The organism is Labrenzia sp. THAF191a, from assembly GCF_009363335.1.
Lineage (GTDB): Bacteria > Pseudomonadota > Alphaproteobacteria > Rhizobiales > Stappiaceae > Roseibium > Roseibium algicola.
The window spans coordinates 1690808-1715650 of the sequence record NZ_CP045333.1 but is presented as its reverse complement, the minus strand read 5'-3'; the positions used below and the strand labels follow the sequence as shown (position 1 = coordinate 1715650).

At 60.2% G+C, this 24843-nt stretch carries 25 protein-coding genes; 12 read left to right on the top strand and 13 right to left on the bottom strand.

Annotation, left to right across the window (positions count from 1 at the left end; genetic code table 11):
- Positions 1–82: 82 nt before the first annotated feature.
- Both FIV05_RS07895 and FIV05_RS07890 read right to left on the bottom strand, forming a co-directional pair.
- Positions 83–1447: an ammonium transporter gene (locus tag FIV05_RS07895; protein WP_023002725.1), complete on the bottom strand. Its 1365-nt coding sequence runs from the start codon at positions 1445–1447 to the stop codon at positions 83–85.
- Between the two features lie 20 nt (positions 1448–1467).
- A complete protein-coding gene (locus FIV05_RS07890; protein ID WP_006938248.1) occupies positions 1468–1806 on the bottom strand; it encodes a P-II family nitrogen regulator in 339 nt (112 codons plus the stop codon).
- Between the two features lie 678 nt (positions 1807–2484).
- Here FIV05_RS07890 and FIV05_RS07885 point away from each other — a divergent pair.
- The gene (locus tag FIV05_RS07885) at positions 2485–4296 is read left to right on the top strand and encodes an amidohydrolase family protein (protein ID WP_152509168.1); all 1812 of its coding nucleotides are present in this window, start codon (positions 2485–2487) and stop codon (positions 4294–4296) included.
- Between the two features lie 99 nt (positions 4297–4395).
- Here FIV05_RS07885 and FIV05_RS07880 read toward each other — a convergent pair whose 3' ends face one another.
- Together FIV05_RS07880 and FIV05_RS07875 are read right to left on the bottom strand one after the other, a co-directional pair.
- On the bottom strand, positions 4396–4947 hold the full coding sequence (locus FIV05_RS07880; protein ID WP_152509167.1) for a DUF924 family protein: 552 nt from the start codon (positions 4945–4947) through the stop codon (positions 4396–4398).
- 56 nt (positions 4948–5003) lie between these two features.
- On the bottom strand, positions 5004–5801 hold the full coding sequence (locus FIV05_RS07875) for an ABC transporter substrate-binding protein (protein ID WP_173013803.1): 798 nt from the start codon (positions 5799–5801) through the stop codon (positions 5004–5006).
- A gap of 286 nt (positions 5802–6087) precedes the next feature.
- Between FIV05_RS07875 and FIV05_RS07870 the strand changes: the two genes are divergently transcribed.
- Positions 6088–6321 carry a sulfurtransferase TusA family protein gene (locus tag FIV05_RS07870; protein WP_152509165.1) on the top strand — a complete coding sequence of 78 codons (234 nt, stop codon included), beginning with the start codon at positions 6088–6090 and terminating at the stop codon, positions 6319–6321.
- 38 nt (positions 6322–6359) lie between these two features.
- On the opposite strand, the gene FIV05_RS07865 is transcribed toward FIV05_RS07870, so the two are convergent.
- Positions 6360–6659, bottom strand: a complete 300-nt coding sequence (locus FIV05_RS07865; protein ID WP_023002719.1) for a 4a-hydroxytetrahydrobiopterin dehydratase — start codon at positions 6657–6659, stop codon at positions 6360–6362.
- A 134-nt stretch (positions 6660–6793) separates the two neighbouring features.
- Here FIV05_RS07865 and FIV05_RS07860 point away from each other — a divergent pair, with 134 nt between their 5' ends.
- Together FIV05_RS07860 and FIV05_RS07855 are read left to right on the top strand one after the other, a co-directional pair.
- Positions 6794–7252 carry a low molecular weight protein-tyrosine-phosphatase gene (locus tag FIV05_RS07860; protein WP_152509164.1) on the top strand — a complete coding sequence of 153 codons (459 nt, stop codon included), beginning with the start codon at positions 6794–6796 and terminating at the stop codon, positions 7250–7252.
- Between the two features lie 120 nt (positions 7253–7372).
- On the top strand, positions 7373–7633 hold the full coding sequence (locus tag FIV05_RS07855; protein ID WP_023002717.1) for a hypothetical protein: 261 nt from the start codon (positions 7373–7375) through the stop codon (positions 7631–7633).
- Positions 7634–7641: 8 nt separating this feature from the next.
- Here FIV05_RS07855 and FIV05_RS07850 read toward each other — a convergent pair whose 3' ends face one another.
- Positions 7642–8502 carry a phosphatase PAP2 family protein gene (locus FIV05_RS07850; RefSeq protein WP_209009897.1) on the bottom strand — a complete coding sequence of 287 codons (861 nt, stop codon included), beginning with the start codon at positions 8500–8502 and terminating at the stop codon, positions 7642–7644.
- Between the two features lie 156 nt (positions 8503–8658).
- Here FIV05_RS07850 and FIV05_RS07845 point away from each other — a divergent pair, with 156 nt between their 5' ends.
- The 3 genes from FIV05_RS07845 (at position 8659) to map (ending at position 10357) form a co-directional block, all read left to right on the top strand.
- Positions 8659–9261 (top strand): 2-hydroxychromene-2-carboxylate isomerase, encoded by a 603-nt coding sequence (locus FIV05_RS07845; RefSeq protein WP_265733562.1) that lies wholly within the window; start codon positions 8659–8661, stop codon positions 9259–9261.
- Positions 9262–9378: 117 nt separating this feature from the next.
- Positions 9379–9585 carry a ParD-like family protein gene (locus tag FIV05_RS07840; protein ID WP_152509163.1) on the top strand — a complete coding sequence of 69 codons (207 nt, stop codon included), beginning with the start codon at positions 9379–9381 and terminating at the stop codon, positions 9583–9585.
- Position 9586: 1 nt separating this feature from the next.
- Positions 9587–10357 carry a type I methionyl aminopeptidase gene (gene map, locus FIV05_RS07835; protein ID WP_152509162.1) on the top strand — a complete coding sequence of 257 codons (771 nt, stop codon included), beginning with the start codon at positions 9587–9589 and terminating at the stop codon, positions 10355–10357.
- A gap of 19 nt (positions 10358–10376) precedes the next feature.
- Here map and FIV05_RS07830 read toward each other — a convergent pair whose 3' ends face one another.
- Positions 10377–11540 carry a hybrid sensor histidine kinase/response regulator gene (locus FIV05_RS07830; RefSeq protein ID WP_152509161.1) on the bottom strand — a complete coding sequence of 388 codons (1164 nt, stop codon included), beginning with the start codon at positions 11538–11540 and terminating at the stop codon, positions 10377–10379.
- A 176-nt stretch (positions 11541–11716) separates the two neighbouring features.
- Between FIV05_RS07830 and FIV05_RS07825 the strand changes: the two genes are divergently transcribed.
- Positions 11717–12691, top strand: a complete 975-nt coding sequence (locus tag FIV05_RS07825) for an AEC family transporter (protein WP_152509160.1) — start codon at positions 11717–11719, stop codon at positions 12689–12691.
- A 12-nt stretch (positions 12692–12703) separates the two neighbouring features.
- Here the strand turns inward: FIV05_RS07825 and gluQRS are convergent, their stop codons facing one another.
- Positions 12704–13588, bottom strand: a complete 885-nt coding sequence (gluQRS, locus tag FIV05_RS07820) for a tRNA glutamyl-Q(34) synthetase GluQRS (protein ID WP_152509159.1) — start codon at positions 13586–13588, stop codon at positions 12704–12706.
- 127 nt (positions 13589–13715) lie between these two features.
- On the opposite strand from gluQRS, the gene FIV05_RS07815 reads away from it, so the two are divergent.
- On the top strand, positions 13716–14357 hold the full coding sequence (locus FIV05_RS07815) for a DNA-3-methyladenine glycosylase (protein WP_152509158.1): 642 nt from the start codon (positions 13716–13718) through the stop codon (positions 14355–14357).
- Positions 14358–14367: 10 nt separating this feature from the next.
- On the opposite strand, the gene FIV05_RS07810 is transcribed toward FIV05_RS07815, so the two are convergent.
- On the bottom strand, positions 14368–15195 hold the full coding sequence (locus FIV05_RS07810; RefSeq protein WP_152509157.1) for an alpha/beta hydrolase: 828 nt from the start codon (positions 15193–15195) through the stop codon (positions 14368–14370).
- Positions 15196–15275: 80 nt separating this feature from the next.
- Between FIV05_RS07810 and FIV05_RS07805 the strand changes: the two genes are divergently transcribed.
- On the top strand, positions 15276–16415 hold the full coding sequence (locus FIV05_RS07805; RefSeq protein WP_152511858.1) for a glycosyltransferase family 4 protein: 1140 nt from the start codon (positions 15276–15278) through the stop codon (positions 16413–16415).
- Between the two features lie 2 nt (positions 16416–16417).
- Here FIV05_RS07805 and FIV05_RS07800 read toward each other — a convergent pair whose 3' ends face one another.
- The 4 genes from FIV05_RS07800 to FIV05_RS07785 form a co-directional block, all read right to left on the bottom strand.
- Entirely contained in the window at positions 16418–18382 is a 1965-nt protein-coding gene (locus FIV05_RS07800) for a methyl-accepting chemotaxis protein (protein WP_152509156.1), read from the bottom strand.
- A 430-nt stretch (positions 18383–18812) separates the two neighbouring features.
- On the bottom strand, positions 18813–19349 hold the full coding sequence (gene thpR / locus FIV05_RS07795) for an RNA 2',3'-cyclic phosphodiesterase (RefSeq protein WP_023002705.1): 537 nt from the start codon (positions 19347–19349) through the stop codon (positions 18813–18815).
- A gap of 200 nt (positions 19350–19549) precedes the next feature.
- A complete protein-coding gene (locus tag FIV05_RS07790; protein ID WP_152509155.1) occupies positions 19550–20602 on the bottom strand; it encodes an NADP(H)-dependent aldo-keto reductase in 1053 nt (350 codons plus the stop codon).
- A 78-nt stretch (positions 20603–20680) separates the two neighbouring features.
- A complete protein-coding gene (locus FIV05_RS07785) occupies positions 20681–21307 on the bottom strand; it encodes an arylesterase (RefSeq protein ID WP_031270103.1) in 627 nt (208 codons plus the stop codon).
- 123 nt (positions 21308–21430) lie between these two features.
- Here FIV05_RS07785 and FIV05_RS07780 point away from each other — a divergent pair, with 123 nt between their 5' ends.
- Positions 21431–22141 carry an ABC transporter ATP-binding protein gene (locus FIV05_RS07780; RefSeq protein WP_152509154.1) on the top strand — a complete coding sequence of 237 codons (711 nt, stop codon included), beginning with the start codon at positions 21431–21433 and terminating at the stop codon, positions 22139–22141.
- Positions 22138–24720: an ABC transporter permease gene (locus FIV05_RS07775; protein WP_209009896.1), complete on the top strand. Its 2583-nt coding sequence runs from the start codon at positions 22138–22140 to the stop codon at positions 24718–24720. The genes FIV05_RS07780 and FIV05_RS07775 overlap by 4 nt, the downstream gene beginning before the upstream one ends.
- Positions 24721–24843: the final 123 nt, after the last annotated feature.

Genomic DNA, 24843 nt, shown 5'->3' with positions numbered 1-24843 from the left:
AAGAGCCCGGGGTTGCCCCCGGGCTTTCCAAGTTTGCGGTCTGAGCCAATAGACCGCCTGGGAGATTTTTGTCGGCGCCGCCTTAGAGGCGGCCGGAGCCGGTTCCGAATTCCGGATAGGCTTCCACACCGATTTCGACCTTGTCGAGACCAAGGGCCTCTTCTTCCTCGGACACCCGGATACCCATGGTGGCCTTGAGGACGAACCAGATCACCGAGCTTACGACCAGGGTGAACGCACCGATGGAAACGATACCGATCAGCTGGGTGACGTAGGAAGCGTCGGAGTTGGACAGCGGTACGATGAGCGTGCCCCAGATACCTGCCAGCAGGTGAACCGGGATGGCGCCAACGACGTCGTCGATTTTCAGCTTGTCGAGCATCGGAACCGCGAAGACCACGATCACGCCACCGACACCGCCGACGAAGACGGAAACCCACACGCTCGGTGCAAGCGGTTCTGCGGTGATGGCAACCAGACCTGCCAGAGCGCCGTTCAGAGCCATGGTCACGTCGACCTTCTTGTAGAGGATCTGGGTGAGAACAACCGCGACGACGACACCGGCAGCAGCAGCCATGTTGGTGTTGGCGAAGATGCGGGAGATGTCGGAGACGTCACCGATGGAACCCATGGCAAGCTGGGACGCACCGTTGAAGCCGAACCAACCCAGCCACAGGATGAATGTACCGAGGGTTGCGAGCGGCATGGAGGAACCCGGGAACGGGTGCACGGAGCCATCCGCACCATACTTGCCTTTACGGGCACCAAGGATAACCGCACCGGCCAGAGCAGCCCAGCCACCGACGGAGTGAACGAGAGTGGAACCGGCAAAGTCGGAGAACTCAGCGCCGCCGATAGCCTTCACGGCTTCGCCGTTGAGCCAGCCGCCGCCCCATTCCCAGGAACCGGTGATCGGGTAGATGATGCCCGTCAGGACAACGGTGAAAGCCAGGAAAGGCCACAGCTTGATGCGCTCGGCGAGCGTGCCGGACACGATCGACGCGGTGGTCGCACAGAAGACCATCTGGAAGAACCAGTCGGACGCCGTGGAGTAGCCGGTGTCGAGTGCGTCGCCGCCGACGGCGTCAAACGCGTAAGGACCGAAGGAACCCATGAAACCGCCGTCAACGCCGGTGTACATCAGGTTGTAGCCGGTGATCCAGAACATCAGGCCTGCGATGGCGTAGAGCGTGATGTTCTTCAGGCACTGCATAGAAACGTTCTTGGAGCGGACGAGACCGGCTTCAAGCATTGCAAAGCCGGCGGCCATCCACATGACCAGGAAACCACCGATGAGGAACAGCAGTGTATTGAAGATATAGGCAACCTCGGGAGAGACTGCGGCTGGAGCTGCAGCGGCAGCCTCGGTATCCTGCGCAAGCACCGGCAGAGCCGTAAGGCTCAGCAGAGCCAGCGACGTCGCGCCCTTAGCGACAAGTTTTTTCATGATACGTTTCCTTACCTAAATCACAGAGCTTCGGCGTCGGTTTCGCCGGTACGGATGCGCACGACCTGATCGATCGAATGGACGAAGATCTTCCCATCCCCGATCTGGCCGGTCTTGGCAGCGCCGGAAATCACTTCGACGACCTTGTCGACGGAGGCGGCATCCACAGCGACTTCAATCTTCAGCTTCGGCAGGAAGCTGACGGCATACTCGGTGCCGCGATAGATTTCGGTGTGCCCCTTCTGGCGGCCATAGCCCTTCACTTCAGTCACCGTCAGCCCCTGGATGCCGATGCTGGTCAAGGCATCGCGCACTTCGTCGAGCTTGAACGGCTTGATGATGGCCATCACTATTTTCATTGCTCGTTCCATTCCCCTTCTTAGCGCCCCTTCCCGTCGAAGAAGCTCGGCCTACCACCCCGGAAACTGCGCCTGGTTCTGTCCCCCTCTGGAAGGATCTTCTCAGGTCTTCGGCTTCACCACGTGTCGTGGCCCCGGGCCGGTGTCGGCTCTTACTAATCAAGGACCGTGCCAACTTGGCTTTTTCGGAGAGTCTTTCGCGGAATCCCGCGGTTTTGCAGTGCAAAAAACGCCGGAGCCAACTTTGTGGCATAAATGGGATGACGGCTTTTCAGGCAGTTTTTCTGCCTATTTTTTACACACGACACACTTTCGAGGTTAAAAATTGTGCACAAAAGACCGGCAATCGCTCCTCGCATAAAAATGCGGCACCTGAACCGGTCAACAAAGTTACGGCAGTGCAAACGGCCGTGCCTCGCCACTGCGGCGGCAGCCCGCCGCGAAAGCAGCTACCGCCTCGGTACGGAGGCACAATCCGTACCTCAAGTTCCAGGTGGAGGACTGGCGCTGCACGCCTGTTTACGAAACCGTCAGAGAAAGGGCCGCCACATCGAATAAGTTCGAGCTTGTTCGGGATCCTGGAGTATACTTTTCAGAAGTAACCCCGGCAGATGCAGCCATTAGTTGCTCTGCCTTTTCAACGACCCCATCCCAACGGACCAACCGGCAGAGGTAGAAATGAGACACAGTGCCAAGCTAGCGGCCATCGCCCTTTCCTTCTTGCCGGGTCTTGCGAACGCGCAGGACGTGGCCGACACCATCTATTCCGGCGGCCCCATCCTGACCATCAATGACAGTCAGCCGAAGGTTGAAGCCGTCGCGGTGAAAGACGGGCGAATACTGGCGGCAGGAACGTTGGCCGATATTTCGACCTTTAAAGGCGAAACGACGGAGGCGTTCGATTTGAACGGCCGGACGATGCTACCGGGGTTCGTAGATAGCCACGGACACGTGGTAATGGGCGGAATTCAGGCCCTTTCGGCGAACTTGCTTGCGCCGCCGGATGGCGACGTCACGGATATCGCCAGCTTGCAGGCAACGCTGAAAGCCTGGGCGGTGAAGAACGCTGCGACAGTCGACAAGGTGAAGATGATCATCGGCTTCGGCTACGACAACGCACAACTGGCCGAACTCCGCCACCCTACCCGTGAGGATCTCGACGCGGTCTCGACGGAAGTCCCGATCGTGATCGTGCATCAGTCAGGCCACCTCGGTGTTGCCAATTCCAAGGCGCTCGAACTCGCAGGGATCACCGCCTCGACCGAAAATCCGGAAGGCGGTGTCATTCAGCGCACATCGGATGGAACTCCCAATGGCGTTCTTGAAGAATATGCCTTTTTCAATGTGCTCATCCCGCTACTCGGAACTCTGGGGCCGGAAGGACTGTCTGCTTTCGCAGAAGCCGGAGCAGACCTCTGGATGCGCTACGGATATACGACCGCGCAGGATGGCCGCTCTTCCGGGGCGGTGGTCGAAGCCTTGAAGGCGGTCGACGCGGACAAGGGTCTTCCGGTTGACGTTATCGCCTATCCCGACGTGCTCGAAGCGAAGGACTACATCGCCCAGCATGTTTCGCGCGAATATGAAGGCAAAGTGCGCGTGGGCGGATGCAAGCTGACAATCGACGGCTCACCGCAAGGCTTTACCGCCTTGCGAGACCGGCCCTACTACGATCCCGTCGGCGATTATCCTCCCGGTTATGCCGGTTATGCTTCGGTGACGATGGAAAAGGTTCAGGACGCCGTGAACTGGTGCTACGAAAACGGCATCCAGATCATTACGCACGCCAATGGCGAAGGCGCCTCCGACATGCTGATTGCCGCCATTGGCGCGGCTCAGAAAAAATATGGAGACCCCGGCAACCGGCCGGTGCTCATCCACGGCCAGTTCCTGCGTGAAGACCAGGTGGACAGCTACAAGCGGCTTGGCGTTTTCATGTCCCTGTTCCCCATGCACACCTTCTATTGGGGCGATTGGCACAGAGACCATACGGTCGGCCCGGTGAACGCGGACAATATTTCACCAACAGGGTGGGTACGCGAACGTGGCATGAAGTTCGGCTCCCATCACGATGCGCCCGTCGCTTTCCCGGACAGCATGCGTATTCTCTCAGCGACGGTCACACGGCGCACCCGGTCGGGCGACATCCTTGGCCCGAGCCAGCGGGTAGACGTCATGACCGCCTTGAAAGCCATGACCATCTGGCCCGCATGGCAACAATTCGAGGAAAACGACAAGGGGTCGATCGAAGTCGGCAAGCTGGCCGATTTCGTTCTGCTGTCCGAAGACCCGACGGCGATCGATCCGGAGAAGCTGGCCGGGATAAAGATCGAAGGGACCGTGAAAGGCGGCAATCTGGTCTATGACGCACAGCAAGACAGCCGTCGGGGCGACCTCTCCCCGCAATTTCCGGTCTTTGGCAATCCGGAAGCAGCGCATCACCTGATGCATGCGATGTATGACGGCTTGAGCGGCGCTTCCAATCAGTAAGCAGACCGTACGCTGCGTCGGGACGGCCTTCCAAGACCGTCCTGAAGACAGAGAAACCAGGTCAATGCCTCCGCCCCAGAAGCAGCTCCCGGCAGACCCTCAGGCTGAGAAGCCGCCGCTTTCCAGATAGGCGACCTCTTCCGGTGTCGATTGCCGGCCGAGAACGGCATTGCGATGCGGAAAGCGGCCGAAGCGGCGGATGACGTCGAGGTGGATCAGCGCATAGTGATAGAGTTCCGTGTCGCCAAGGACGCGGCACAGGTCAACAGACCTTTCCTGATGCGCCATGTCTTCTGCGTGTTCGAACGGCAGGTAGAAAAAGCCGCGCGCCTCTTTGGGAAACGCCCTGTCAAAACCACGATCAAGCGCTTTTTCGGCGACCTCTACGGCCTTCGGGTCAGCCCGGAAAGCCTTGGGGCTGCCGCGGAAGACATTGCGCGGGAACTGGTCAAGCAGGATCAGCAGCGCGAGCGCGCCATCGGCCGTATCCGCCCAACCATCGAGCTTGCCCTCAGCCGCATCCTCGATAGCGGCCAGGAACCTGTCCCGGCACAACTTGTCGAACTTGTCGTCCTTTGCGAACCATTTCGCCGGCCCGGCGTTCCACCAGAAATCGAGAACGTCGAGGGAGGTGATCGGCTGGTCTGTCATGGCGGCAATTTCCGGAGATGAAGGAGTGGAACGGGTGCGATCCGTTCCTGCCAGCTTCACTTGCCCGCTGTCAACGCACCGCAGGCCAATGTCTGCCAGTTGACCTGGTGTTGCCGTGTCCGGGCGTCCAGAAAGCCGCTGTCTTTCAGGGCGGACATTTCCTGCCTGAACGCCTCGACCAGCGCGGGATCCGTTCCCTGGCTGAACACGGCCCACAGCGGGTTGGCAAGTGCTTCGACAAAGACCACCGGCTGCAGGAGGCCGCCGTCATATCCCTGCTTGCAGGCGCTGGCCTCAGCCAGGAACCCAGTCAGCGGCAGCACATCGATCCGCTCCAGGTAGAGCATCTCGATGCCCTGGTGAAAATCGGTGATCGGTACCAGGTTCCCGGTTTCCTCGAACCCGAGCTGTTTCAGGTAGGAAAGTAGATTGGAACCGTCCTGAACGCCGATCCTCAGGTTGAGATCACGCAGATCCTCGACCGCGTCGACTTCGATCTTCGGTCGGGTCGAGAGCTGGTAGAAATTCTGCCCATAGGGCGAGACCTCGCCCAGCCAGATGAATTTGTCTTCCCGCTCCGGCGTTCGCGACAGCGAGAAGAAAAGCACATTCGGCATGGTTTCGGCCAGGAGCATTGCCCGCTTCCAGGGCAGGAACTCGTAAGCGCCGATCTTCAACGTGATCGTTTCTCCGACCCGCCTGGCAACTTCGAGCATGTAGGCAGTGACATAACCGTCCGGTTTGCCCGCGTTGTCCCATTGCAACGGTGCGAAACTCTGGGTGACGATCTGGATTTCGGCGGGGTCTGCCTTTGCCGGGCCGGCAACAAGCGAAAGGGCCGCGGCCGCAAGCATGATTGCGCTCCGGAGTCCTGCTTTCATTCCTGCACCATGCAATCGTCCCGCGCCTTTGAAGAAGCCGTTTCTCGCAGTTAAACCCTGCCGGCGGATTGCGGGTGCGCCTTTGCGACAGCCGTCATTCCGGAACCGGACCCACCTGGCCTGCCGCCTGGGACGGTTTTCATCCCTGCACACCAGTGACACCGGCAAATCAGGCTAGTTTTGACTTCCTAATCTTGTATGAATGGCCAACAAAGGGAAGAAAATTCGACCCGCCACCGGCGCCCCTGAAACGGAGACTTTGTTGACGACCGGAACGACACTCGATCTGAAGGGCCTGAAATGCCCGCTGCCCGTGCTCAAGACCCGCAAGGCCCTCACCCGGTTATCCAGCGGCGAGCAACTGACCGTTTTGACCACGGACCCGATGGCGGAAATCGACATTCCCCATTTCTGCAACGAGCAGGGCCATACCTTGCTGGAGGCAGAGCGCACAGAGGGCGGCCACCGGTTCGTGCTGACCAAGGGCGGCTAGATCAACAAACAACCGTACTTAGTACCCGGCTTGAAGTGTCACTGCATCTTTCCGGCAATCTTGTCGATGTCCGCTGCGAGCTGCAGGTCCAGTTTGCTGAGACCGCCAACATCATGGGTCGACAGGGTGATATCGACACTGCGATAGACATTGAACCATTCGGGATGGTGGTTCATCTTTTCCGCCACCAGCGCGATCTGGGTCATGAAGGCAAAGGCTTCGCGGAAATTGTGAAACTTGAAGGATTTCGATATCGCCTCCCGGTCTTCGCACATGTGCCAGCCCGGCAGATCGTTCAATCCGGCGGCGCGGTCTTCCGGCTTCAGTCGTTCAACCATCTGGTCCTCCTGTTTTGCGTAACGGCCCGGCTCGAAAACGAGCCGCCTGCCTGCCGTGCACCTAATCCAGTTCTGTGTCAGCCCAATGGCGGGCTGCCAGCATCCACTTGGCGTCTATTTCAAGGATAATCCGCTTGCCCCACGCCGTCCTCTTCGTTTGCCTTGGCAACATCTGCCGGTCGCCACTTGCGGAAGGCGTTTTCCGGGATATCGTGCAGGAGGCAGGGCTGGCAGACAGTTTCGTGGTCGATAGCGCGGGAACCGGTGCCTGGCACATCGGCAATCCGCCGGACCCACGCTCCATCGAGATAGCCGCGCGGCATGAGGTCGATATCTCCGCCCAACGGGCACGGCAGGTGCGGGCAGATGATTTCCGCCGCTTCGACACCATCGTCGCCATGGACAGGGACAATCTCGCGGCCCTCAAACGCATGGGCGGAGCGAGCAGCCCCCGGCTTCGATTGCTTTTGAACAGACCGCCGCAGGATGTTCCCGATCCCTACTACGGCGGCCCGGACGGCTTTGAACAGGTGTACCAGCTCGTGCGGACTGGTGGTCAACGTCTCTTTCAGGACCTGACGACGAGCGCCTGACAAAGCCAGGCACGCTGCTTGAACACATGACAAGCCGGGGATTGCCGGGCACGGGTTCATAAATCCGTCTCAGACACCGGTGTATGGGTGTCTGATCTGCACGACTTCCTTGGCACCAATATGAAAATTCTGTGGTGGTCTCTTGCGGCTGCGCTGATCCTGGCCGGGCTGGTAACGGTCTGGCTGCCGATCCCGACCGGCGTCCCCCTGCTTGCGCTCGGCATGATTGTCATTGTCGGCACGAACCGGAGTGCGGCACGCATGTTGCGCAGCCGAAGACGCAAGACGCCGCCGCTCAACGATGCCATTACCTGGGTGGAAGACCGCTCGCCCTTGCGCTTTGCCCGCATCCTGAAACGCACAAGACCACGCAAGAAGTAGAGTGTTTGTCAGCGTTCGGCAAATACGCGACCGATGCCGCGAAGTGCCCGTCGGGCCCGAACCGCCAGCCGTTGCAACACCCGCTGCAGGCGCCGCCCCTTCACGGTGAACCACTCGTCAAGCTGGCGATCGCTCACCAGCGGCGGGGTCTTGCGATAAAGCAGGTGGTGGATCGCCAGGATCAGGAGCAGCGTCACGCCCCAGGACAACAGCGTATCGGACAGGAAGTGCCCGCCGAAAGCCACCCGGTTGGCTGACAGGATCAGGCCGAGCGGGATCAGAAAGACGAGCGCGCCCTTGCGCCAGGTTGCGGGCACCAGCAAGGTAACTGCTGCCACCAGCCACATGGCAGCCGACCCTTCCCCGGACACGAAAGAACAGTTGCTGTCGCAATAGTTCGAGATTTTCCAGACCGGCTGGTACGGCAGATCCCCACCGAAGATCTCGACATTGCGGGGCCGCGGGCGGCCCCAGTTGTCTTTCAGGATCAGGTTGACCAGAACCCCCGGTCCAAGGATCAGCGTCGACAGCAGGAACACCGGCTGACGCAGTGGCATCAGCGGCTGACGGCCCGGCACCAGCAGCTTGATGAGCAGAACCGCCACGCAGACGATGGCGATCACCCGGACAAGAAACGGTCCAAGGTGCCGGACATCGCGCAAGAACGCGACGTTCTCGGCCTTGAAGCCCTCATCGCCAAAATGGAAAAGCCCGCTCGCCCAGAGATCGACACCGGGAAAGGCCAGAAAGAACAGGGACACAAGGCAGATATAAAGCCCAACGCACACCATCGAATGGTTAATGCACCAGATGGATAGTTTGCTCAGTCCGGTCTTGGGATTATGCTGCTGGGGCTGGGTTTGCGTCATGGCTGCTCTTTAACGCATCCGATTGCCCGATCCAATCCCTTCCTGAAACCGGCCGGTTCAGATTTTGCGGAGATGCGGAATGTGAAAAACAGTCAGCCGCCTGCGGCCCCTACCGGCACGAATATAGTGTCATTGCGGCAGGACCGGAAACCGGTGGTGGAATTCTGGTACGAGTTTGCATCCACCTACAGCTATCTCTCGGCCATGCGGATCGAAACACTGGCAAGCGACTATGGCGTTGAGATCGCCTGGCGGCCATTTTTGCTCGGTCCGATCTTCAAGAAGCAGGGCTGGCCCACCTCTCCCTTCAACCTGTATCCCGCCAAGGGCCACTACATGTGGCGCGACATGGAACGGCTCTGCAGACAATACGGCCTGCCGTTCACTTTGCCGTCTCCCTTTCCCCAGGACGCGCTGCTGGCCGCCAGGATCGCACACGCAGCACAGAACCAGCCCTGGATAGGGGCCTTTACCCGTGCGGTCTTTATCGCTGAATTCGGACAGGGGCTGAACATCGCCGACGAAAGCCTGATGGCCGAACTGCTGCTGGAAATCGGTGCCCCGGCCCGGACGGCCCTGTCAACCGCCCAAAGCCGGGAAAACAAGATAAGCCTGCGCGCGGCCGTTACCGAAGCCGAGAAACTCGGCATCTTCGGCGCACCGAGTTTCGTCATTCCAGGCGGAGACCTCTACTGGGGCGACGACCGGCTGGAACAGGCCCTCGAGGCAGCCGGAAACCTGGTTGAAACGGACGCCTGAAGACCGCATCGCATTCATCCGATATCCCAACTCAAAACCCGGCTTGCGGGATCCGAGATCGAAGGCTATATACGAAACATATACGTTTCATATAACCATCCATTTCGGGAGACAGTCATGGGCATCGTCAAGATCGACGAGGGTCTGCACGAGGAAATCCGCCGGGCCAGCACCGTCATGTGCCGCTCCATCAATGCGCAGGCCGAATTCTGGATGAAGATCGGCATGCTGGCCGAGGCCAACCCGACCCTGTCCTTCAGCGACATCATCAAGATGCAGCTCGACGCAGCGCAGGCTCCCTCAACAGAGGCGGCGGTTGCCTGACATGGTCAAGACCCCGGAAGAACTGGAACTCATGCGCAACTCGGGCAGGTTGCTTGCCTCCGTCTTCGAAATGCTCGATGGCGTTGACCTTGCCGGAATGTCGACACTCGCTGTCAACGACATGGTGGAGCGTTTCATAACCGAGGACCTTGCCGCCCGTCCGGCCAGCAAGGGGCAATACGGCTTTGAATTTGTGCTGAATTGCTCGATCAACCAGGTCGTCTGCCACGGCATTCCGGACCGGAACGAGATCATCCGCGACGGCGACATCATCAATCTGGATATCACGCTCGAAAAGGACGGCTTCATTGCCGATTCCAGCAAGACCTATGTTGTCGGAAACGCCAGTGCGGCCGCAAGGCGGCTGGTGCGTGTTGCCCAGAAAGCGATGTGGAAAGGGATCGAGCAGGTAAAGCCGGGCGCCTGTCTGGGCGATATCGGCTACGCAATCGAAAAACACGCCAAGAAGAACGGTTACTCGGTGGTGCGCGACTATTGCGGGCACGGCATCGGCCGTGAAATGCACGAGGAGCCCAACGTGCTGAATTTCGGACGGCGCGGAACGGGTATGAGATTGCGCGAAGGCATGGTCTTCACCGTCGAGCCGATGATCAACCAGGGCACCAGCCGGGTTTCAACCGAAGAGGACGGCTGGAAGGTCGTGACCAAAGACGGCAAGCTGTCCGCGCAGTTCGAACACACGGTCGCCGTTACCGCCGACGGTGTCGAGGTTCTGACCCTGCGCCGAGATGAAACGGCCCTGACAGGATAGAGGCTGCAAGGTGTGGCCCTCAGCCCGCCCTGCGTCCGCTCGCCTGTTTCATCGCCTCGAAAAGGGCGGCAGGTGACAGGGGTTTTGTCAGGATTTCCCGGAACCCCGCATCCCGCAAACGCGTGTCGCCAACAGACTCCAGAGCCGCTGTCACGGCAATCAGCGGCAGGTCAGGGCGCAGAGATCCGAGTGCCTCGGCCGTTTCGACACCGCTCATGCCGGGCATGTGCAGATCGAGCAACGCGGCATCGAAGTCGCTCTTTTGAACGAGACCGACAGCCTGCTCGCCCGATCTGGCGGCTTCCGACGAAATGCCGAAGGACTCCAGCAGCGCTGCCAGCAGACGGCAATTGGTCTCGTTGTCATCGACAATTAGCACATGCGCTGACAAAGGCCCGGTGACTGACGCATCGTCGGACGTTGCCGACGTTCCATGCTGGTCTGCCTCGGCCAGCAACAGGCCGTCATCGCCCTCGCCGAGCGGAATTTCCACATTGAACCGGCTGCCGCCGGTCTCGGAACGCGCCAGTGTCAACCGGCCATTCATGTCCCGGACGAACTGCGCCGTCCCCCACAGACCAAGACCCGTTCCAGGCGCGGTTTCCCGGCCGTGCCGGCCCCGGACGAAGGGCCGGAACAGCCGTGCACCTTCTTCAGGCTCGATGCCGGGGCCGCTGTCTGCAACGGAAATCAGGATGGAGGAAGGATTGCCCTGACCGGATGCATCCTCCGATTTGTGGCCGGCTGCGCGAACCTCAACCGTGACCCCGCCCTCAGCAGTGTATTTGACGGCATTGTCCAGCAATGTCGTGATCACACGGCGCAGTGTCCCGCCACTTGATGTCACCGCCTCGCGGGCCTCGTCATCTATTTTTAGGGTCAAGGTCAGTTTTTTTGCTTCGGCCGCGACCTGAAAGAGGTCGGCGATTTCCGAAACAACATCGGCGATCCGACTGGGTCTTGTTTCCGCTTGCGATCCCGGTTCGGCAGCCGTGACAAGCTCGCCCGTCATCTGCGTAAGTGCATCGATGGAGCGAATGAGGATCGACAGTTGATCCTTCTGTGTCCCGTTCAGCGGACCGGTGCCGATCAGCTCCGCCGTCAGGCGCATAGCGGCAAGCGGCGTTCTGAGATCGTGGGCCAGAAGCGCAAGTTTGACGCTGTCCTCGTCATGATTTGCCATGCGGCCGGAGATCCTTCGCCTGAATGGGTCTCAACCGGGCTTGCCAGACACGCGCCAAAAAGCCAAGTTGGTCGAAATTCTGCTTACCTTGCCGTGTGGCCGCTGTCCATCCAGACCGGCATCCACCTGCACCCAGTCCCAAATCAACCGGAAACAGCCTTCGGGTTGCCGCATAGATGCTTGCTCAAACACTTACGATCGTCGCCCCGGTTTTCCTGCTGATCGGCATTGGCTACTGCCTCGCCAAAACCCGCATTCTGAACCAGAGCATCAGCGAAGCACTCGGGCAGTTCGTCTATATCGTGGCGATCCCGGTGCTGATCTTCCGATCGCTGATCGGCGCTGACCTGAGCGCGGGTGTTCCGCTGGCGCTCTGGGCAACCTACTTCATCGGCGTCGGCTTTGCCTGGCTGCTCGGATCGCTGATCATTCGCAAGGGTTTCGGCCGTGATGCCCGGGCAAGCGCGATCGGCGGGATATCCGCCGCCTTCGCCAACACGATTCTGGTCGGTCTGCCGCTGGTCGCCTCGGTATACGGCGACGAAGGCCTGGCCCCGCTGCTGCTGATCATCTCGATCCACCTGGCCACGATGACGGTGCTGATGGCGGTGATGATGGAGCGGGCAGCTGCGATCGACAACGGCACGGCCTCCCCTCCCATTTCCCAACTGTTGATGGGAGCCGGGAAAAGCCTGGTAAAGAACCCCCTCGTCGTCACCATCGTCGCCGCCTTTGTTTGGCGGCAGACAGGCCTGGAGCTGCCGGAGATCGGTCTCGACGTTATCAGCCGCATCGCCGCCACGGCGCTGCCTCTGTCACTGCTGTCACTTGGCATGAGCCTCGTGCAATACGGCATGCGCGGCAATATCGTGCCAGGACTGATCCTCAGCATCATCAAGATGCTGCTGATGCCGATCGTCGTTTTTTGTTTCGGGGCTTTCGTGTTCCATCTGCCGCCTCTGTGGACAGCCGTTGCGACCTTGACGGCCAGCTGCCCGACAGGTGTGAACGCCTATATTTTCGCCAACCGCTACGGCACCGGCCATTCCATGTCCGCAAATGCGATCACCATGACCACGCTCTGCGCCATCGTTACAGCCAGCTTGTGGATCTGGTTCCTGGACCATTGGTTCGGCATGAGCCTGCGCTAAGCCTTGAATGCGCTAAAGCCCGATCCTCTTGCGCAATTCGGCATGGGTCATGCCGGCCTCACGCAACGACCGGAGACTGGTGTCCTTGCTGGACTTCGAGAGCTTGCGCCCGTCCGCCCCCAGGACGAGCCTATGATGCCGGTAGACCGGTGACGGCAGGCCGAGCAGTTCCTGCAGGACCCTGTGCACGCTGGTCGCGTGATAAAGGTCCTGTCCGCGCAGCACATCGGTGATGCCCTGCCTGGCATCATCGACCACCACCGACAGATGATAGCTCGTAGGCGTGTCCTTGCGGGCAAGGATCACATCACCCCACGCTGCCGCCTCGACAGGCACCGCGACAGGTTCGGCAAACAGACTTTCGCCTTCCGCCCCCGTTTCCTGCCACGACAGTGCCCTTCCGATCTGCGCGAGGGCGCGCTGCATGTCGAGACGCAGTGAGAACGGTGCATCGCTGGCCGCCCGGCTCCTGTGCTCTTCCGGCGAAAGAACTGCGGCATCGCCAGGATAAAGCGGCGCACCGTCGGGATCCCGCAGCCAGCTTTCTCCATTAGCTTCCTTGGCAGAAACGAACGCCTTGATTTCAGCACGGGTCAGATAGGCGGGATAAACCAGGCCCATGTCCTGCAACTTTTCCAGGGCTGCCCGGTATTGCGGAAAATTTTCCGATTGGCGCAACACGGGCTCATCGAGCGGCACGCCCAACCAGGCGAGATCCTCGAACATCTCCCGTTCCAGGTCCGGCGTGCACCGGGTCTGGTCGATGTCTTCCACCCGCACGAGAAACCGGCCACTGAGCGCAACAGCTGCACGCGCGTTCAGGAGAGCCGAAAGCGCATGCCCCAGATGCAAGTGCCCATTGGGTGAAGGAGCAAAGCGGAATACGGGATGGGTCATGAGATCGGCAAAGGCTGTTGACGCGGAGCGGGCTGATGAGTGAAGTCCTACCTATCATTCCCCAGCCGCCGCGCAAGAGACAGTATCGCCCGGCAGTTCAAGACATCTCCGGACAAGCCCCGCCGACATGACCCCGATTGCCACAAAAGAAGACATCGAAGCCGGTCTCAAGGCACTGATCCGTCTCGACCCGCGCCTGCAGGAAATTGCAGGAACAGCAGGTCCGATCCCCTTGCGCCGCCGCGCGGCCGATTTTGAAGGTCTTGCACAGATTGTCACCGGACAGCAGGTGTCGGTTGCCAGCGCGGCTGCCATCTTCGCGCGCCTTCAGGTGCTGATTGCGCCGCTGACGGCAGAAAACCTCGCAACCTTCACCGACGGGGAACTGGCAGGCGCCGGCCTGTCCCGACCGAAAATCCGGACCTTACGCGCGCTGACAGAAGCTTGCGGCAACGGTCTCGACCTTGCTCATCTGGCACAGGCCCCGGCGGATGAAGCCCACCGCGCATTATGCGAGATAAAGGGCATCGGCCGCTGGACCGCGGATATCTTCCTGCTGTTCTGCGCGGGACATCCTGATGTCTTCCCGAGCGGCGACCTGGCCTTGCAAGTCGCGGTTCAGGAGTCCCTCGGCCTCGCAGAACGTCCGGCACCAAAAGAACTCGACGTCATCGCCGAGGCCTGGACACCGCACCGCGCCGTTGCCGCCCGTCTCTTCTGGGCTTGGTACAAGGTGAAAAAACAGGGCCGGGAAACCCTGCCGGTCTAGGGTGTGGTCCCTATCGGGCCGACATGTCCGCAACGGCCCGCAACAGAAGATCAATGTCCTCCGGCCGGGACAGACGATGATCGCCATCCGGCACCAGCGAAAAGGTGACATCGTCCAGCGGCAAGGCCTCAACCAGGCGGCGTGCATGACTTTCCGGCACATCCGGGTCCTGCGCGCCCTGCAGGATCGTAACGGGAGCACCAAGATGAAGCGGCGTCCCGAAAAGTAGGTGATTGCGGCCATCTTCGATCAGCTTGCGCGTGATCACATAGGGCGCGTCGCTATAGGCGGAAGGCTGCTCCCAGCGGCCATCGGCAAGAATGGCGGCACGGATCTCATCGCTGAAGCGCTGCTTCCACATCAGCTCTTCGGTAAAATCAACCGCCGGGGCGATCAGAACCAGCCCCTTGATACGGCCAGAGTTCTTGCGGGCGAGCGCCAGCAACAAGGCGAGCCACCCGCCCATGGAGGACCCGACCAATACGGTTTCGCCCGGGCAACAAGCATCGAAAACGGCAAGCGCCTCCTCCAGCCAGTCGGAAACACAGGCATCTTCGAAATCGCCGCCCGACAGGCCATGGCCGGAATAGTCGAACCGCACCACACCCTGCCCGTTTCGTGCCCCTTCCTCGGCCAATGCCTCGGCTTTTGTCCCGGACATGTCCGACTTGAACCCGGACAACCACAAGATGCCGGGTAACGAACTTGCCCCGGAACCCGGCGCGTTCCGCACGGCAATCCGGCGTTTCACGTCGTTTTTTCCGATCTGGATGAATTGCGGTTCGGAATCACCCATATTAAGGCTCTCGTTCTGATAGATGTTTTCTGTCCATGCCATTTGGCACAGACGCCCCGCCTTGACCAGTTCACCGGAGATCCGATTTGGTTCATCTGCCTTCTGAGACCACGATTTTGCAAGTGATCCCGGATCTCAACTCCGGTGGCGCCGAGCGCACGACGCTGGACGTTGCCAAAGCGGTGGTGGAAGCCGGCGGAAAGGCTCTCGTTGCAAGCCAGGGCGGCCAGATGGTGCCGGAACTGGAAGCCCTTGGCGCGGAACACATCGTCCTGCCCGTCAAGTCGAAGAACCCGGCGACCCTCTGGAAGAATGCAGCCAGGCTGGCGGAGATCGTGACCACACGCAAGGTCAGTCTGCTTCACGCTCGCAGCCGGGCTCCGGCATGGTCGTGCCTTTGGGCCGCACGGCGCACCAGAACCCCTTTCGTGACCACCTACCACGGCACCTATAACCAGTCGAATGCGCTGAAGGGCTGGTACAATTCGGTCATGGCACGGGGGGATGCGGTGATTGCCAATTCGCATTTCATATCCGGTCTGATCGAAGACCGGCACCCGTTCGCAAAAGGCAAGATCACCGTCATCCAGCGCGGATCCGATCTGAAAGGCCTGCTACCCGACAATGTCAGCGCCCTGCGGCTGCAGGCATTGAAGGACCAGTGGGGCATCCCGATGGGACGGCCGATACTCCTCAACATGGCCCGGCTGACCGCCTGGAAGGGACAGCGTGTCGTGATCGAGGCGATGGCGCTTCTGCAAGACAGGCTGCCGTCCGACCCGATCGCCATTCTGGCGGGCGATGCCCAGGGTCGTGACGGATATCTGGCGGAGTTGAAGAAGCTGATTGCCGACAACGGCCTGCAGGACAAGGTCCGGATCGTCGGTCACTGTGCCGACGTTCCCGCCGCCATGGCATTGGCCGATATTGCGATTGTTGCTTCTGTCGAACCGGAAGCCTTCGGCCGGGCGGCAGTTGAAGCACAGGCCGCAAGGGTGCCTGTAATCGTCTCCAACCTCGGGGCGGTACCTGAAACCGTCCTCTCCCCGCCCGATACGGCCGAAAGCGAACGCACCGGCTGGCGGGTGGCACCGGGCGACCCTCAGGCTCTGGCGGATGCCATTGTCCGTGTGTTGGGCCAGGACGTGGACGAGAAAAACAAAATGGCGGACCGGGCTCTCGCCCATGTCCGCCAGAATTTCTCGGTCGAAACCATGTGCGCCCGCACGCTCGGTGTTTATGCCGGCCTGCTGGGCACCTGATCTCAGCCGGCGCGTACGCGTGCCAGGAAGCCGTCGACCTCCGCCTGAAGCGCCCGGGCATTGCTCGCAAGCGTGCCGGACGCCGCCTGCAGTTCTTCCGCCGCATGCCCCGACTGGGTCGCTGCTTCGCTGACGCTGCTGATGTTGCGTGTCACGTCGCGTGTGCCGGTGGAAGCTTCGTGTACATTGCGCGCGATCTCGGTGGTTGCCGCGCCCTGCTCTTCGACAGCCGCCGCGATCCCGCCGGCAATCTCGTTGATCTCGAAGATCGTCTTGGTGATGCCGTCGATAGCCGAAACCGCGTCACGGGTCGCCGACTGGACACCGGAAATCTGCTGGGAGATTTCCTCGGTCGCCTTGGTCGTCTGGCTGGCCAGTTCCTTCACTTCGGACGCAACGACGGCAAATCCCTTGCCGGCCTCACCCGCACGGGCCGCTTCGATTGTGGCATTGAGCGCCAGAAGATTTGTCTGCTCGGCGATATCGGAAATGAGCTTCACCACTTCACCGATGCGCGAAGCGGCTTCGGCGAGCCCCTGAACCTGGTCGTTGGTTTTCTTGGCTTCCGCCGTTGCCGTGGCAGCAACATTTGAAGACTGGGCGACCTGTCGGGAAATTTCCGAAACCGTCGACGACAGCTCTTCGGCTGCGGAGGCAACGGTCTGAACGTTGGCAGATGCCTGCTCGGCAGCCGCGGCAACGTTCGAGGATTGTTGCTGGGTCTGCTCGGCGGTGGCGCTCATGGAACTTGCGCTCGATTCCAGCTGGGACGACGAGGACGATACCGCCTGGACGATTTCGCCAACAGAACTTTCGAAACTGTCGGCAAGCTCCATCATCATCCGCTTCTGCTCGGCGGCGGTTCTTGCTGCCTGTTCCTTCTGCTCCGCTTCCAGTTCGCGGGTCCGGACGGCATTGGCGCGGAAAACCTCCACGGCGCGGGCCATGCTGCCGATCTCGCTCTTGCGGTCGGTGTACTGGACGTCGATGTCGATGGATCCGCCAGCGAGCGTTCCCATGGTTCCGGTAAGCGTTTTCACCGGCCTGGTAATGCTGCGGCCGATCAGCCAGCCAAGCCCGATAGACAGCACCAATGCGATGGCGGAAACGGTCAGGAATGTTGTTTTGGAGAAGGCCTGGGCAGTGTCCAGCGCTTCCCCGGCAGCCAGCTTGCCCGCATAGGCCGCTTCAGACATCACCGCCCATTCCGGAGCGACCTGGGCATAGATTGCTTCGATCTCGACCAGGTCGGCAGCGATCTTCAGGGACAATTCGGCATAAGCCTTGAAGGAAGCCTGGTAAGTGTCCAGCAGCTTGCCGATTTCAGCCTGCTCTGCGTCGGACAACCCGCTTTTCGGCAGCAGATCGGCGAATTCGGCCCGCCGTTCGTCGATCCTGCCAATATATTTCTCGTCACCGCGCAGCATGAAATCTTTTTCATGACGGCGCATCATCAGCATCTTGACGGTCAATGAGTCCAGATTGGCGGCATCCAGCTTGCTTTCCACGTCATGCACGGCGGTGCGCAAGGAACCCTGCAAACCAGTGCTTTCGTCGAGCCCCATACGGGTAAGCTCTTCGGTCAGAACATCGAACTTGGCCTTGTGCTGATCCAGCACGCTGCGAAGCGTCGCGATGTTGCCCGTGATGGAAGCCGATTGCGGCTTCGTATCGACATCATTCAGGTTGCTCTGGGCTTTCTCGAACTCGGCCTTGTATTCCTCCACGAAGGCAAGGTCCTTATTCAGAAGAAAGTCCTTCTGGCTGCGTTGCATGTTCTGGGCATGAGCCTGAACCTGCGACACCTTGAAGTCCATTTGCGAGTATTCAGCCAGATTGTCGATTTCGTGCGACACGATTTGCTGGCTGTAAAGCGCCGTACCAAGCAATACGCCAATGGCAACCACGGCGATCGCGGACAGCGCTCCGACACGCACCGCGATGGGCAGATCTGCAAAGAACTTCATAATGGTCTCGTTTTTTTGGGGCAGCTCATGTCGAGCCTTGCACAGTGCGCCCACAAAACGCTCAAGCCATTAATTTTCCTTTACGCAACTTGAATACTGAGCCAACTAAACTTCCAAACCATAGGTTTATACTTGAAGTCACTCAACCATTCAGAGAATTCATTCAACTTATTATTTAGGCAAAACAGCCTTTTTCACTGCTCCTGAATACCGGCCTGCCCAAAAACCGCACAGATTCGCGGGGCCTTCCTGTCACTTTTGACCATCACAAATGGAGCACAGACGCCAGCGTGCGTCATTTTTTCGCGTCGGGTCGGTGGAATCTTTTTCAGGGTTTCAGCCAAAAGCGAGCCAAAACCGGCAAAGGCTTGGGTTCGTGCAGCCGATACGCAAACCCTCTGGTTCCGTGCACGCCATCAGAACGAGGGTGTCACGCCGCCAGCGGATACGCCTCTTCCACCAGGTAGGGGCCGCCACCGACACTCGATTTCGCCGAGAACAGCACGAACCGTCCGGCAATGAAGGGCTGCGCCTGGAAGTTGCCGCGCTCGCTCAGCCACTTGGCCACGTCCTCGTTGGTCGAGGTCCTGCAACGGGCAAGGGTCACATGCGGAACATACTTGCGTCGCTCGGCCGGCAGATGCAAACGCTGGATGATGCGTTCCTGCTCGGCCTGCAATTCGGCAAGTTGAGCGGTCGGCTCAACCCGGGCCCAGACCGCATGCGGCTTGCCGTTGCCGAAGGAGCCCAATCCGTTGAGGCGGATTTCCACCGGATCCCTGCGGACACGATCGAGCGCGGCGGCGATCTCGTCGGCCGTACGGTCGTCGATGTCGCCAATGAAGCGCAAGGTGATGTGGTAGTTCTCCGGATCAATCCAGCGGGCGCCCCGAAGGCCTCCCCGGAGCATCGAAAGCATGAGTGCCGTCTGGGACGGAATCTCAAGGCCTGTAAATAGGCGCGGCATGGGTGTTCCCTCCGCTGTCGCTGATGAATCCCATGAGGAATCAACTTCATGAAAATCGCAAGACAAAAAGCTAAGTTTTTGAGCGCGTTCAAAAATTCAGCGCCGCACTCAAATGAAAACCGGGCTGGTTCATAACCAGCCCGGCCTCCGATCTGCAGATGATTCTCTAAAAAGATTTATCGATCAGGAAGTTACGCCAGTTACGGCGCCGGATTGCCGAATTCCTGATGCAGCGCATCGATTTTCTCCAGAACATCGGCACTCAGCGTAACGTCCGCAGCTCCGATGTCGGTATCCAGCTGCTCAATGGTCGTCGCACCCAGGATGACCGAGGTCATGAAAGACCGCGACATGGCAAAGGCAAGTGCCATCTGCGACGGATCAAGCCCCGCCTCCTGCGCCAGGTCCAGATAGGCATCGACCGCCTCGATGGTGCGCGGATGCTCATAGCGCTGCAGGCGGTTGAATAGCGTCTTGCGGGCACCTGCCGGAAGGGCGCCATTGCGGTATTTGCCCGTCAGATATCCCTGGGCCAGTGCCGAATATCCCAGAAGACCGACATCTTCCCGGCGGGCAACTTCCGCAAGGCCGGTTTCGAAGGTCCGGTTGACCAGGGAATAGGCGTTCTGGATCGAGACCACTCGCGGCACGTCATACATCTCGGACGCCGCAACGTAGCGCATCGTGCCCCAGGCACTTTCGTTGGAGACACCGACGTGACGGATTTTGCCGGCCTTGACCAGATCCCCAAGGATTTCCAGCGTCGACTGGATGCTGTTTTCGTCCGGAGCCGGTTCGACATCCGCCCAGCGCGTCGGGTTTGAACCGAAGCCGCCGACGTTCCGGTCCGGCCAATGGATCTGGTAGAGGTCGATATAGTCTGTTTCCAGGTTCTTCAGGCTGCGGTCGACCGCAAATTCAATCTCTTCGCGAACCAGTTTCGCCTTCGCACCGTTTTCACGGAACCAGTCCATGTCGGTCCGCCCGACCACCTTGGTGGCCATGACGATCTTGTCCCGCATGCCGGTTTTCTTGAACCACGTGCCAACGATGCGCTCGGTCCGGCCCTGGGTCTCTTTCTTCGGCGGGATCGGATAGAGCTCTGCCGCGTCGAAGAAATTGATGCCCTTTTCCACGGCGCGGTCCATCTGGGCGTGACCTTCCGCTTCGGAGTTCTGCTCTCCGAAGGTCATGGTACCGAGGCAAAGGGCGCTGACCTGTATATCCGTGCGGCCAAGACGGCGCTTTTCCATAAGACTATCCTTCAAATTTTGAAAACGGGGCGTCCCGGAAGCCGGATCGGCTTCCACCCCAGGTCCAGAGCAAAGCCCTTAGGATCGGGCTTTGGCCAAAAGCTCTTCCACTTTCGGCAGAATGTTTTCGACGATGACTTCCACCCCTTTGGCGTTGGGATGCATACCGTCGGAAAGGTTGAGATCGGGATTGAGGGCGGCACCCTCGAGGAAGAAGGGATAAAACAACGCATCGTGCGCCTTGGCAACATCGGAGTAGATCGGATCGAATGCCTCGGCATATTCCGGCCCAAGATTGCGCGGAGCCAGCATGCCCGCAACAAGCACGGCAACACCGCGTTCCGTCAGGCGCCGGACGATTTCGTCGATATTCTTGCGCGTCAGCTCCGGAGAGATCCCCCGCAACGCGTCGTTTGCCCCAAGCTCCACGATGACGGCACTGGTGTCCGGTCCCACCGACCAGTCCAGCCGCGACAGCCCGCCGCTTGACGTGTCGCCAGAGACACCGGCGTTGACGACCTCGACCGATTGCCCCTTCGCATCAAGCGCTTTCTGGAGCTGATCCGTGAAGCCCTCTCCTGCCGACAGCTGATAGCCGGCGGACAGACTGTCCCCCAGCACCACCAGTTTCAGATCGGCCGACTGGGCGGCCATTGGCAGGAAAGACAGGATGATTATCGTCAGGCAGGCAATAAACCGGTTCACGTGAACACTCTTTTGGGACTGGAAGACGCTCTTCAACAGGCCCATATGGTCGCAGAGCGTCCAATTGTCGAGGGCTTGTGACTGTCAGGAAGACGATCACACGCCCATTGTAAAGGCCAGAGAATGACAAATTCGCCCGCGATCGCCCTGAAAGACGTCCACCTGACCCTCGGCGAAGGCGCCGGGCGGGTGCATATCCTGAAGGGGATCGACCTTCAAATCGAGAAGGGGGCCTCCGTCGGCCTTGTCGGCCCGTCAGGGTCCGGAAAATCGACATTGCTGATGGTCATGGCGGGGCTGGAACGCGCCGATGAAGGCTCGGTCAACGTGGCCGGATCCGAACTCGGCCCCCTGTCTGAAGACCAACTGGCCCGGTTTCGCGGCCGCAATGTCGGTATCATTTTCCAGTCGTTTCACCTTGTTCCCAACATGACCGCTTTGGAAAACGTGGCCGTGCCGCTGGAACTTGCTGGGGATGCCGCCGCCTTCGACAAGGCCAAGGCGGAACTGGATGCCGTTGGTCTCGGGCACCGCATGCACCACTACCCGGCGCAACTGTCCGGCGGCGAACAGCAGCGTGTCGCCGTGGCAAGGGCGCTGGTCGTCGAACCCGCGATCCTGATCGCAGACGAACCGACTGGCAACCTCGATGAAAGCACCGGCGCACAGATTGTCGACCTGATGTTCACCGCCCAGAAGAACCGGGGCACGACGCTGGTTCTGGTCACCCACGACCCGAGCCTTGCCGCCCGCTGCGACCGCATGATCCGCGTTCGCTCCGGAGAAATCGAAGAAGAAACGTCTGACCGCGCCCGCCGCGAGGTGTCTGCATGAGCGCGTTTGTCCCGGGCAACGCACCGGCAAACCACCAGACGATGCGCCTTGCTGCCCGGTTTGCCTTTCGTGAACTGCGCGGTGGCCTCAAGGGTTTTTACATTTTCATTGCCTGTATCGCGCTCGGCGTGGCGGCAATCGCAGGCGTCACGTCTGTCTCACGGGCTCTTACAGAAGGGATTTCGCGCGAAGGTCAGTCCATCCTGGGCGGTGATCTCGATTTTTCCCTGATCCACCGGCAGGCCGACGCCGATCAACTTGCCTATCTGAACGGCCTTGGTGACCTGTCCCGCGTTGCGACCACGCGGGCAATGGCAAGAAGACCGGAGACCGGCGATCAGGCATTGGTAGAGCTGAAAGCCGTCGACGGTCCCTATCCCCTTTACGGCACATTTGAACTTGCCTCCGGAGAGGCCCTGGAAACGGCCCTGGCCCGGAAAGACGGGACCTGGGGCGCCGTTGTGGACCCTTCCCTTCTGGCGCGGCTTGGCGCGAATGTCGGAGATACGCTCTCCCTCGGGCGCGCCACTATCCGAATTGCCGACACCATTGCCAACGAACCTGACAAACTGGCCGGGGGCATGGAATTCGGTCCACGCCTTCTGATATCCGATGCCGCCCTGCCTGAAACCGGCTTGATCCAGCCCGGCAGCCTGGTCCGCTGGCATTACCGCGTTCGAATGGCCCCGGCTCCCAACCTGGAAGCAATGGAAGGGATCGTCGAAGAGGCCAAATCCGCCCAGCCGGACGCGGGATGGCGTATCCGCTCCCGCGCCAATGCGTCCCCGGGCCTTCAACGCAGCATTGATCGCTTCGCACAATTCCTGACACTGGTTGGCCTCACCGCGCTGGTGGTTGGCGGTGTTGGTGTGGCCAATGCCATCCGCGCCTATCTGGAAACCAAGCGTGAGGTTATCGCCAGCTTCAAGTGCCTGGGCTCGACGGGCGGCTTCGTCTTCAAGATCTATCTGGTTCAAATGCTGGTGCTTGCGCTTCTCGGCATCGTCGTCGGCCTTGTGCTGGGTGCCCTGATCCCCTTTGCCGCAGCTGCCGCACTGGCGCCGGTTCTGCCGGTCAAGCTCGCGGCCAGCATCTATCCGACCGAGCTTGCCCTTGGCCTCGTCTACGGCCTCCTGACCGCTCTCGCCTTTGCAATCTGGCCGTTGGGGCGGGCTCATGACGTACCGCCGACGGCCCTTTTCCGGGATATCGTGACCGGCGGCGCCAAGCTGCCGCGCAAACGCTATCTGTTTGCCACCGCGGCAACAGTGCTTGCCCTTGCCGCCATCGCCATTCTGCTTGCCCACGACCAGCGCATGGCCGGCACCTACATCGCCGCGTCCGCCGGTGCGTTCGTTTTGCTGGTGCTGGTCGCACGCGGGATCATGGCCATAGCCAGGCGCCTGCCCAGTGTCCGCTCGACCGAGCTCAGGCTGGCGATTGCAAACATTCACCGCCCCGGAGCGCTGACCCCGTCAGTCGTGCTGTCGCTGGGACTTGGCCTGTCGCTGCTGGTGGCGCTTGCCCTCATCGACGGAAACCTGCGGCGCGAGTTGACCGCAACCATTGCCGACAAGGCTCCAAGCTTCTTCTTCATCGATATCCAGAGCCATGAACGCGATGCCTTCGAGGCCTTGCTGAATGCTGAAGCATCCGACGCCAACCTGCAAAGCGTCCCGATGCTGCGCGGCCGCATTGTCTCGCTGAACGGTATTGCGGCCGACAAGTTCGTCCCTGCCCAGGAAGGCTCCGGCTGGGTGCTGCGCGGTGACCGCGGCATTACCTATGACGCAAGCCTGCCCAAGAACTCGAAGCTGGAAGAAGGCTCCTGGTGGCCGGAGGATTACACCGGCATTCCTCTGGTGTCCTTCGATGAGGAGGCCGCCACCGATCTCGGCCTCAAGATCGGTGACCGGATCACGGTCAACGTGCTCGGCCGGGAAATCACGGCGGAAATTGCCAACACACGTACGGTGGAATGGCAGTCCCTTGCGATCAATTTCGTAATGGTGTTTTCGCCGAACACTTTTGCCGGTGCCCCGCATGCCCATCTGATGACCCTTGGCTGGGACGACGATGTGCCGGAAGAGACGGAACTTGCCTTATTGAAAACTGTCTCGAACGCCTTTCCGACAGTGACGGCAATCCGGGTGAAGGACGCGATCTCTCAGGTCAACGATCTGGTGGCACAGCTTGCCTGGGCCATCCGCGGCGCAAGCTCGATCACGCTGATCGCCAGCGTTCTGGTTCTGGCAGGTGCACTTGCCGCCGGTCATCGCAGCCGGATCTACGATGCGGTCATTCTGAAAACCATCGGTGCGACACGGGCCCGCCTGATCTTCGCCTATGCACTTGAATACGCCATTCTGGGCCTTGCAACGGCGGTGTTCGCTTTGCTGGCCGGAGGGGTCGCCGCCTGGTACGTGATAACGCAGATCATGGACGGATCGTTCGTGATGATGCCGGTAACCGCAGCAGGTGCCGCGCTGATCGCGCTGGTGCTGACGGTGGGTTTCGGCCTCGTCGGCACATGGCGAGTGCTGGGTGAAAAGCCCGCACCTGTCCTGCGAAACCTCTAGCGCAAAGAGCGGTCAGCTGCTGTAGCGGCGAACGTGCGCACAGGATAAACTGATCAAAGGACGTTTGCCGGCTTCGGTCGAGCCTCCTTTGATCAGCAAGGCTATTTCCGGCAGACCGGTAGA

Excerpts from the sequence above, each read along its gene's own strand:
- FIV05_RS07895 (WP_023002725.1), bottom strand. The coding sequence starts at position 1,447 with ATGAAAAAACTTGTCGCTAAGGGCGCGACGTCGCTGGCTCTGCTGAGC.
- map (WP_152509162.1), top strand. The coding sequence starts at position 9,587 with ATGGTCAAGACCCCGGAAGAACTGGAACTCATGCGCAACTCGGGCAGG.
- FIV05_RS07775 (WP_209009896.1), top strand. The coding sequence starts at position 22,138 with ATGAGCGCGTTTGTCCCGGGCAACGCACCGGCAAACCACCAGACGATG.
- FIV05_RS07855 (WP_023002717.1), top strand. The coding sequence starts at position 7,373 with ATGAAAATTCTGTGGTGGTCTCTTGCGGCTGCGCTGATCCTGGCCGGG.
- FIV05_RS07880 (WP_152509167.1), bottom strand. The coding sequence starts at position 4,947 with ATGACAGACCAGCCGATCACCTCCCTCGACGTTCTCGATTTCTGGTGG.
- FIV05_RS07875 (WP_173013803.1), bottom strand. The coding sequence starts at position 5,801 with ATGCTTGCGGCCGCGGCCCTTTCGCTTGTTGCCGGCCCGGCAAAGGCA.
- FIV05_RS07865 (WP_023002719.1), bottom strand. The coding sequence starts at position 6,659 with ATGGTTGAACGACTGAAGCCGGAAGACCGCGCCGCCGGATTGAACGAT.
- FIV05_RS07790 (WP_152509155.1), bottom strand. The coding sequence starts at position 20,602 with ATGGAAAAGCGCCGTCTTGGCCGCACGGATATACAGGTCAGCGCCCTT.
- FIV05_RS07885 (WP_152509168.1), top strand. The coding sequence starts at position 2,485 with ATGAGACACAGTGCCAAGCTAGCGGCCATCGCCCTTTCCTTCTTGCCG.
- gluQRS (WP_152509159.1), bottom strand. The coding sequence starts at position 13,588 with ATGACCCATCCCGTATTCCGCTTTGCTCCTTCACCCAATGGGCACTTG.
- FIV05_RS07810 (WP_152509157.1), bottom strand. The coding sequence starts at position 15,195 with ATGGCATGGACAGAAAACATCTATCAGAACGAGAGCCTTAATATGGGT.
- FIV05_RS07830 (WP_152509161.1), bottom strand. The coding sequence starts at position 11,540 with ATGGCAAATCATGACGAGGACAGCGTCAAACTTGCGCTTCTGGCCCAC.
- thpR (WP_023002705.1), bottom strand. The coding sequence starts at position 19,349 with ATGCCGCGCCTATTTACAGGCCTTGAGATTCCGTCCCAGACGGCACTC.
- FIV05_RS07825 (WP_152509160.1), top strand. The coding sequence starts at position 11,717 with ATGCTTGCTCAAACACTTACGATCGTCGCCCCGGTTTTCCTGCTGATC.
- FIV05_RS07815 (WP_152509158.1), top strand. The coding sequence starts at position 13,716 with ATGACCCCGATTGCCACAAAAGAAGACATCGAAGCCGGTCTCAAGGCA.
- FIV05_RS07800 (WP_152509156.1), bottom strand. The coding sequence starts at position 18,382 with ATGAAGTTCTTTGCAGATCTGCCCATCGCGGTGCGTGTCGGAGCGCTG.
- FIV05_RS07840 (WP_152509163.1), top strand. The coding sequence starts at position 9,379 with ATGGGCATCGTCAAGATCGACGAGGGTCTGCACGAGGAAATCCGCCGG.
- FIV05_RS07850 (WP_209009897.1), bottom strand. The coding sequence starts at position 8,502 with ATGACGCAAACCCAGCCCCAGCAGCATAATCCCAAGACCGGACTGAGC.
- FIV05_RS07780 (WP_152509154.1), top strand. The coding sequence starts at position 21,431 with ATGACAAATTCGCCCGCGATCGCCCTGAAAGACGTCCACCTGACCCTC.
- FIV05_RS07890 (WP_006938248.1), bottom strand. The coding sequence starts at position 1,806 with ATGAAAATAGTGATGGCCATCATCAAGCCGTTCAAGCTCGACGAAGTG.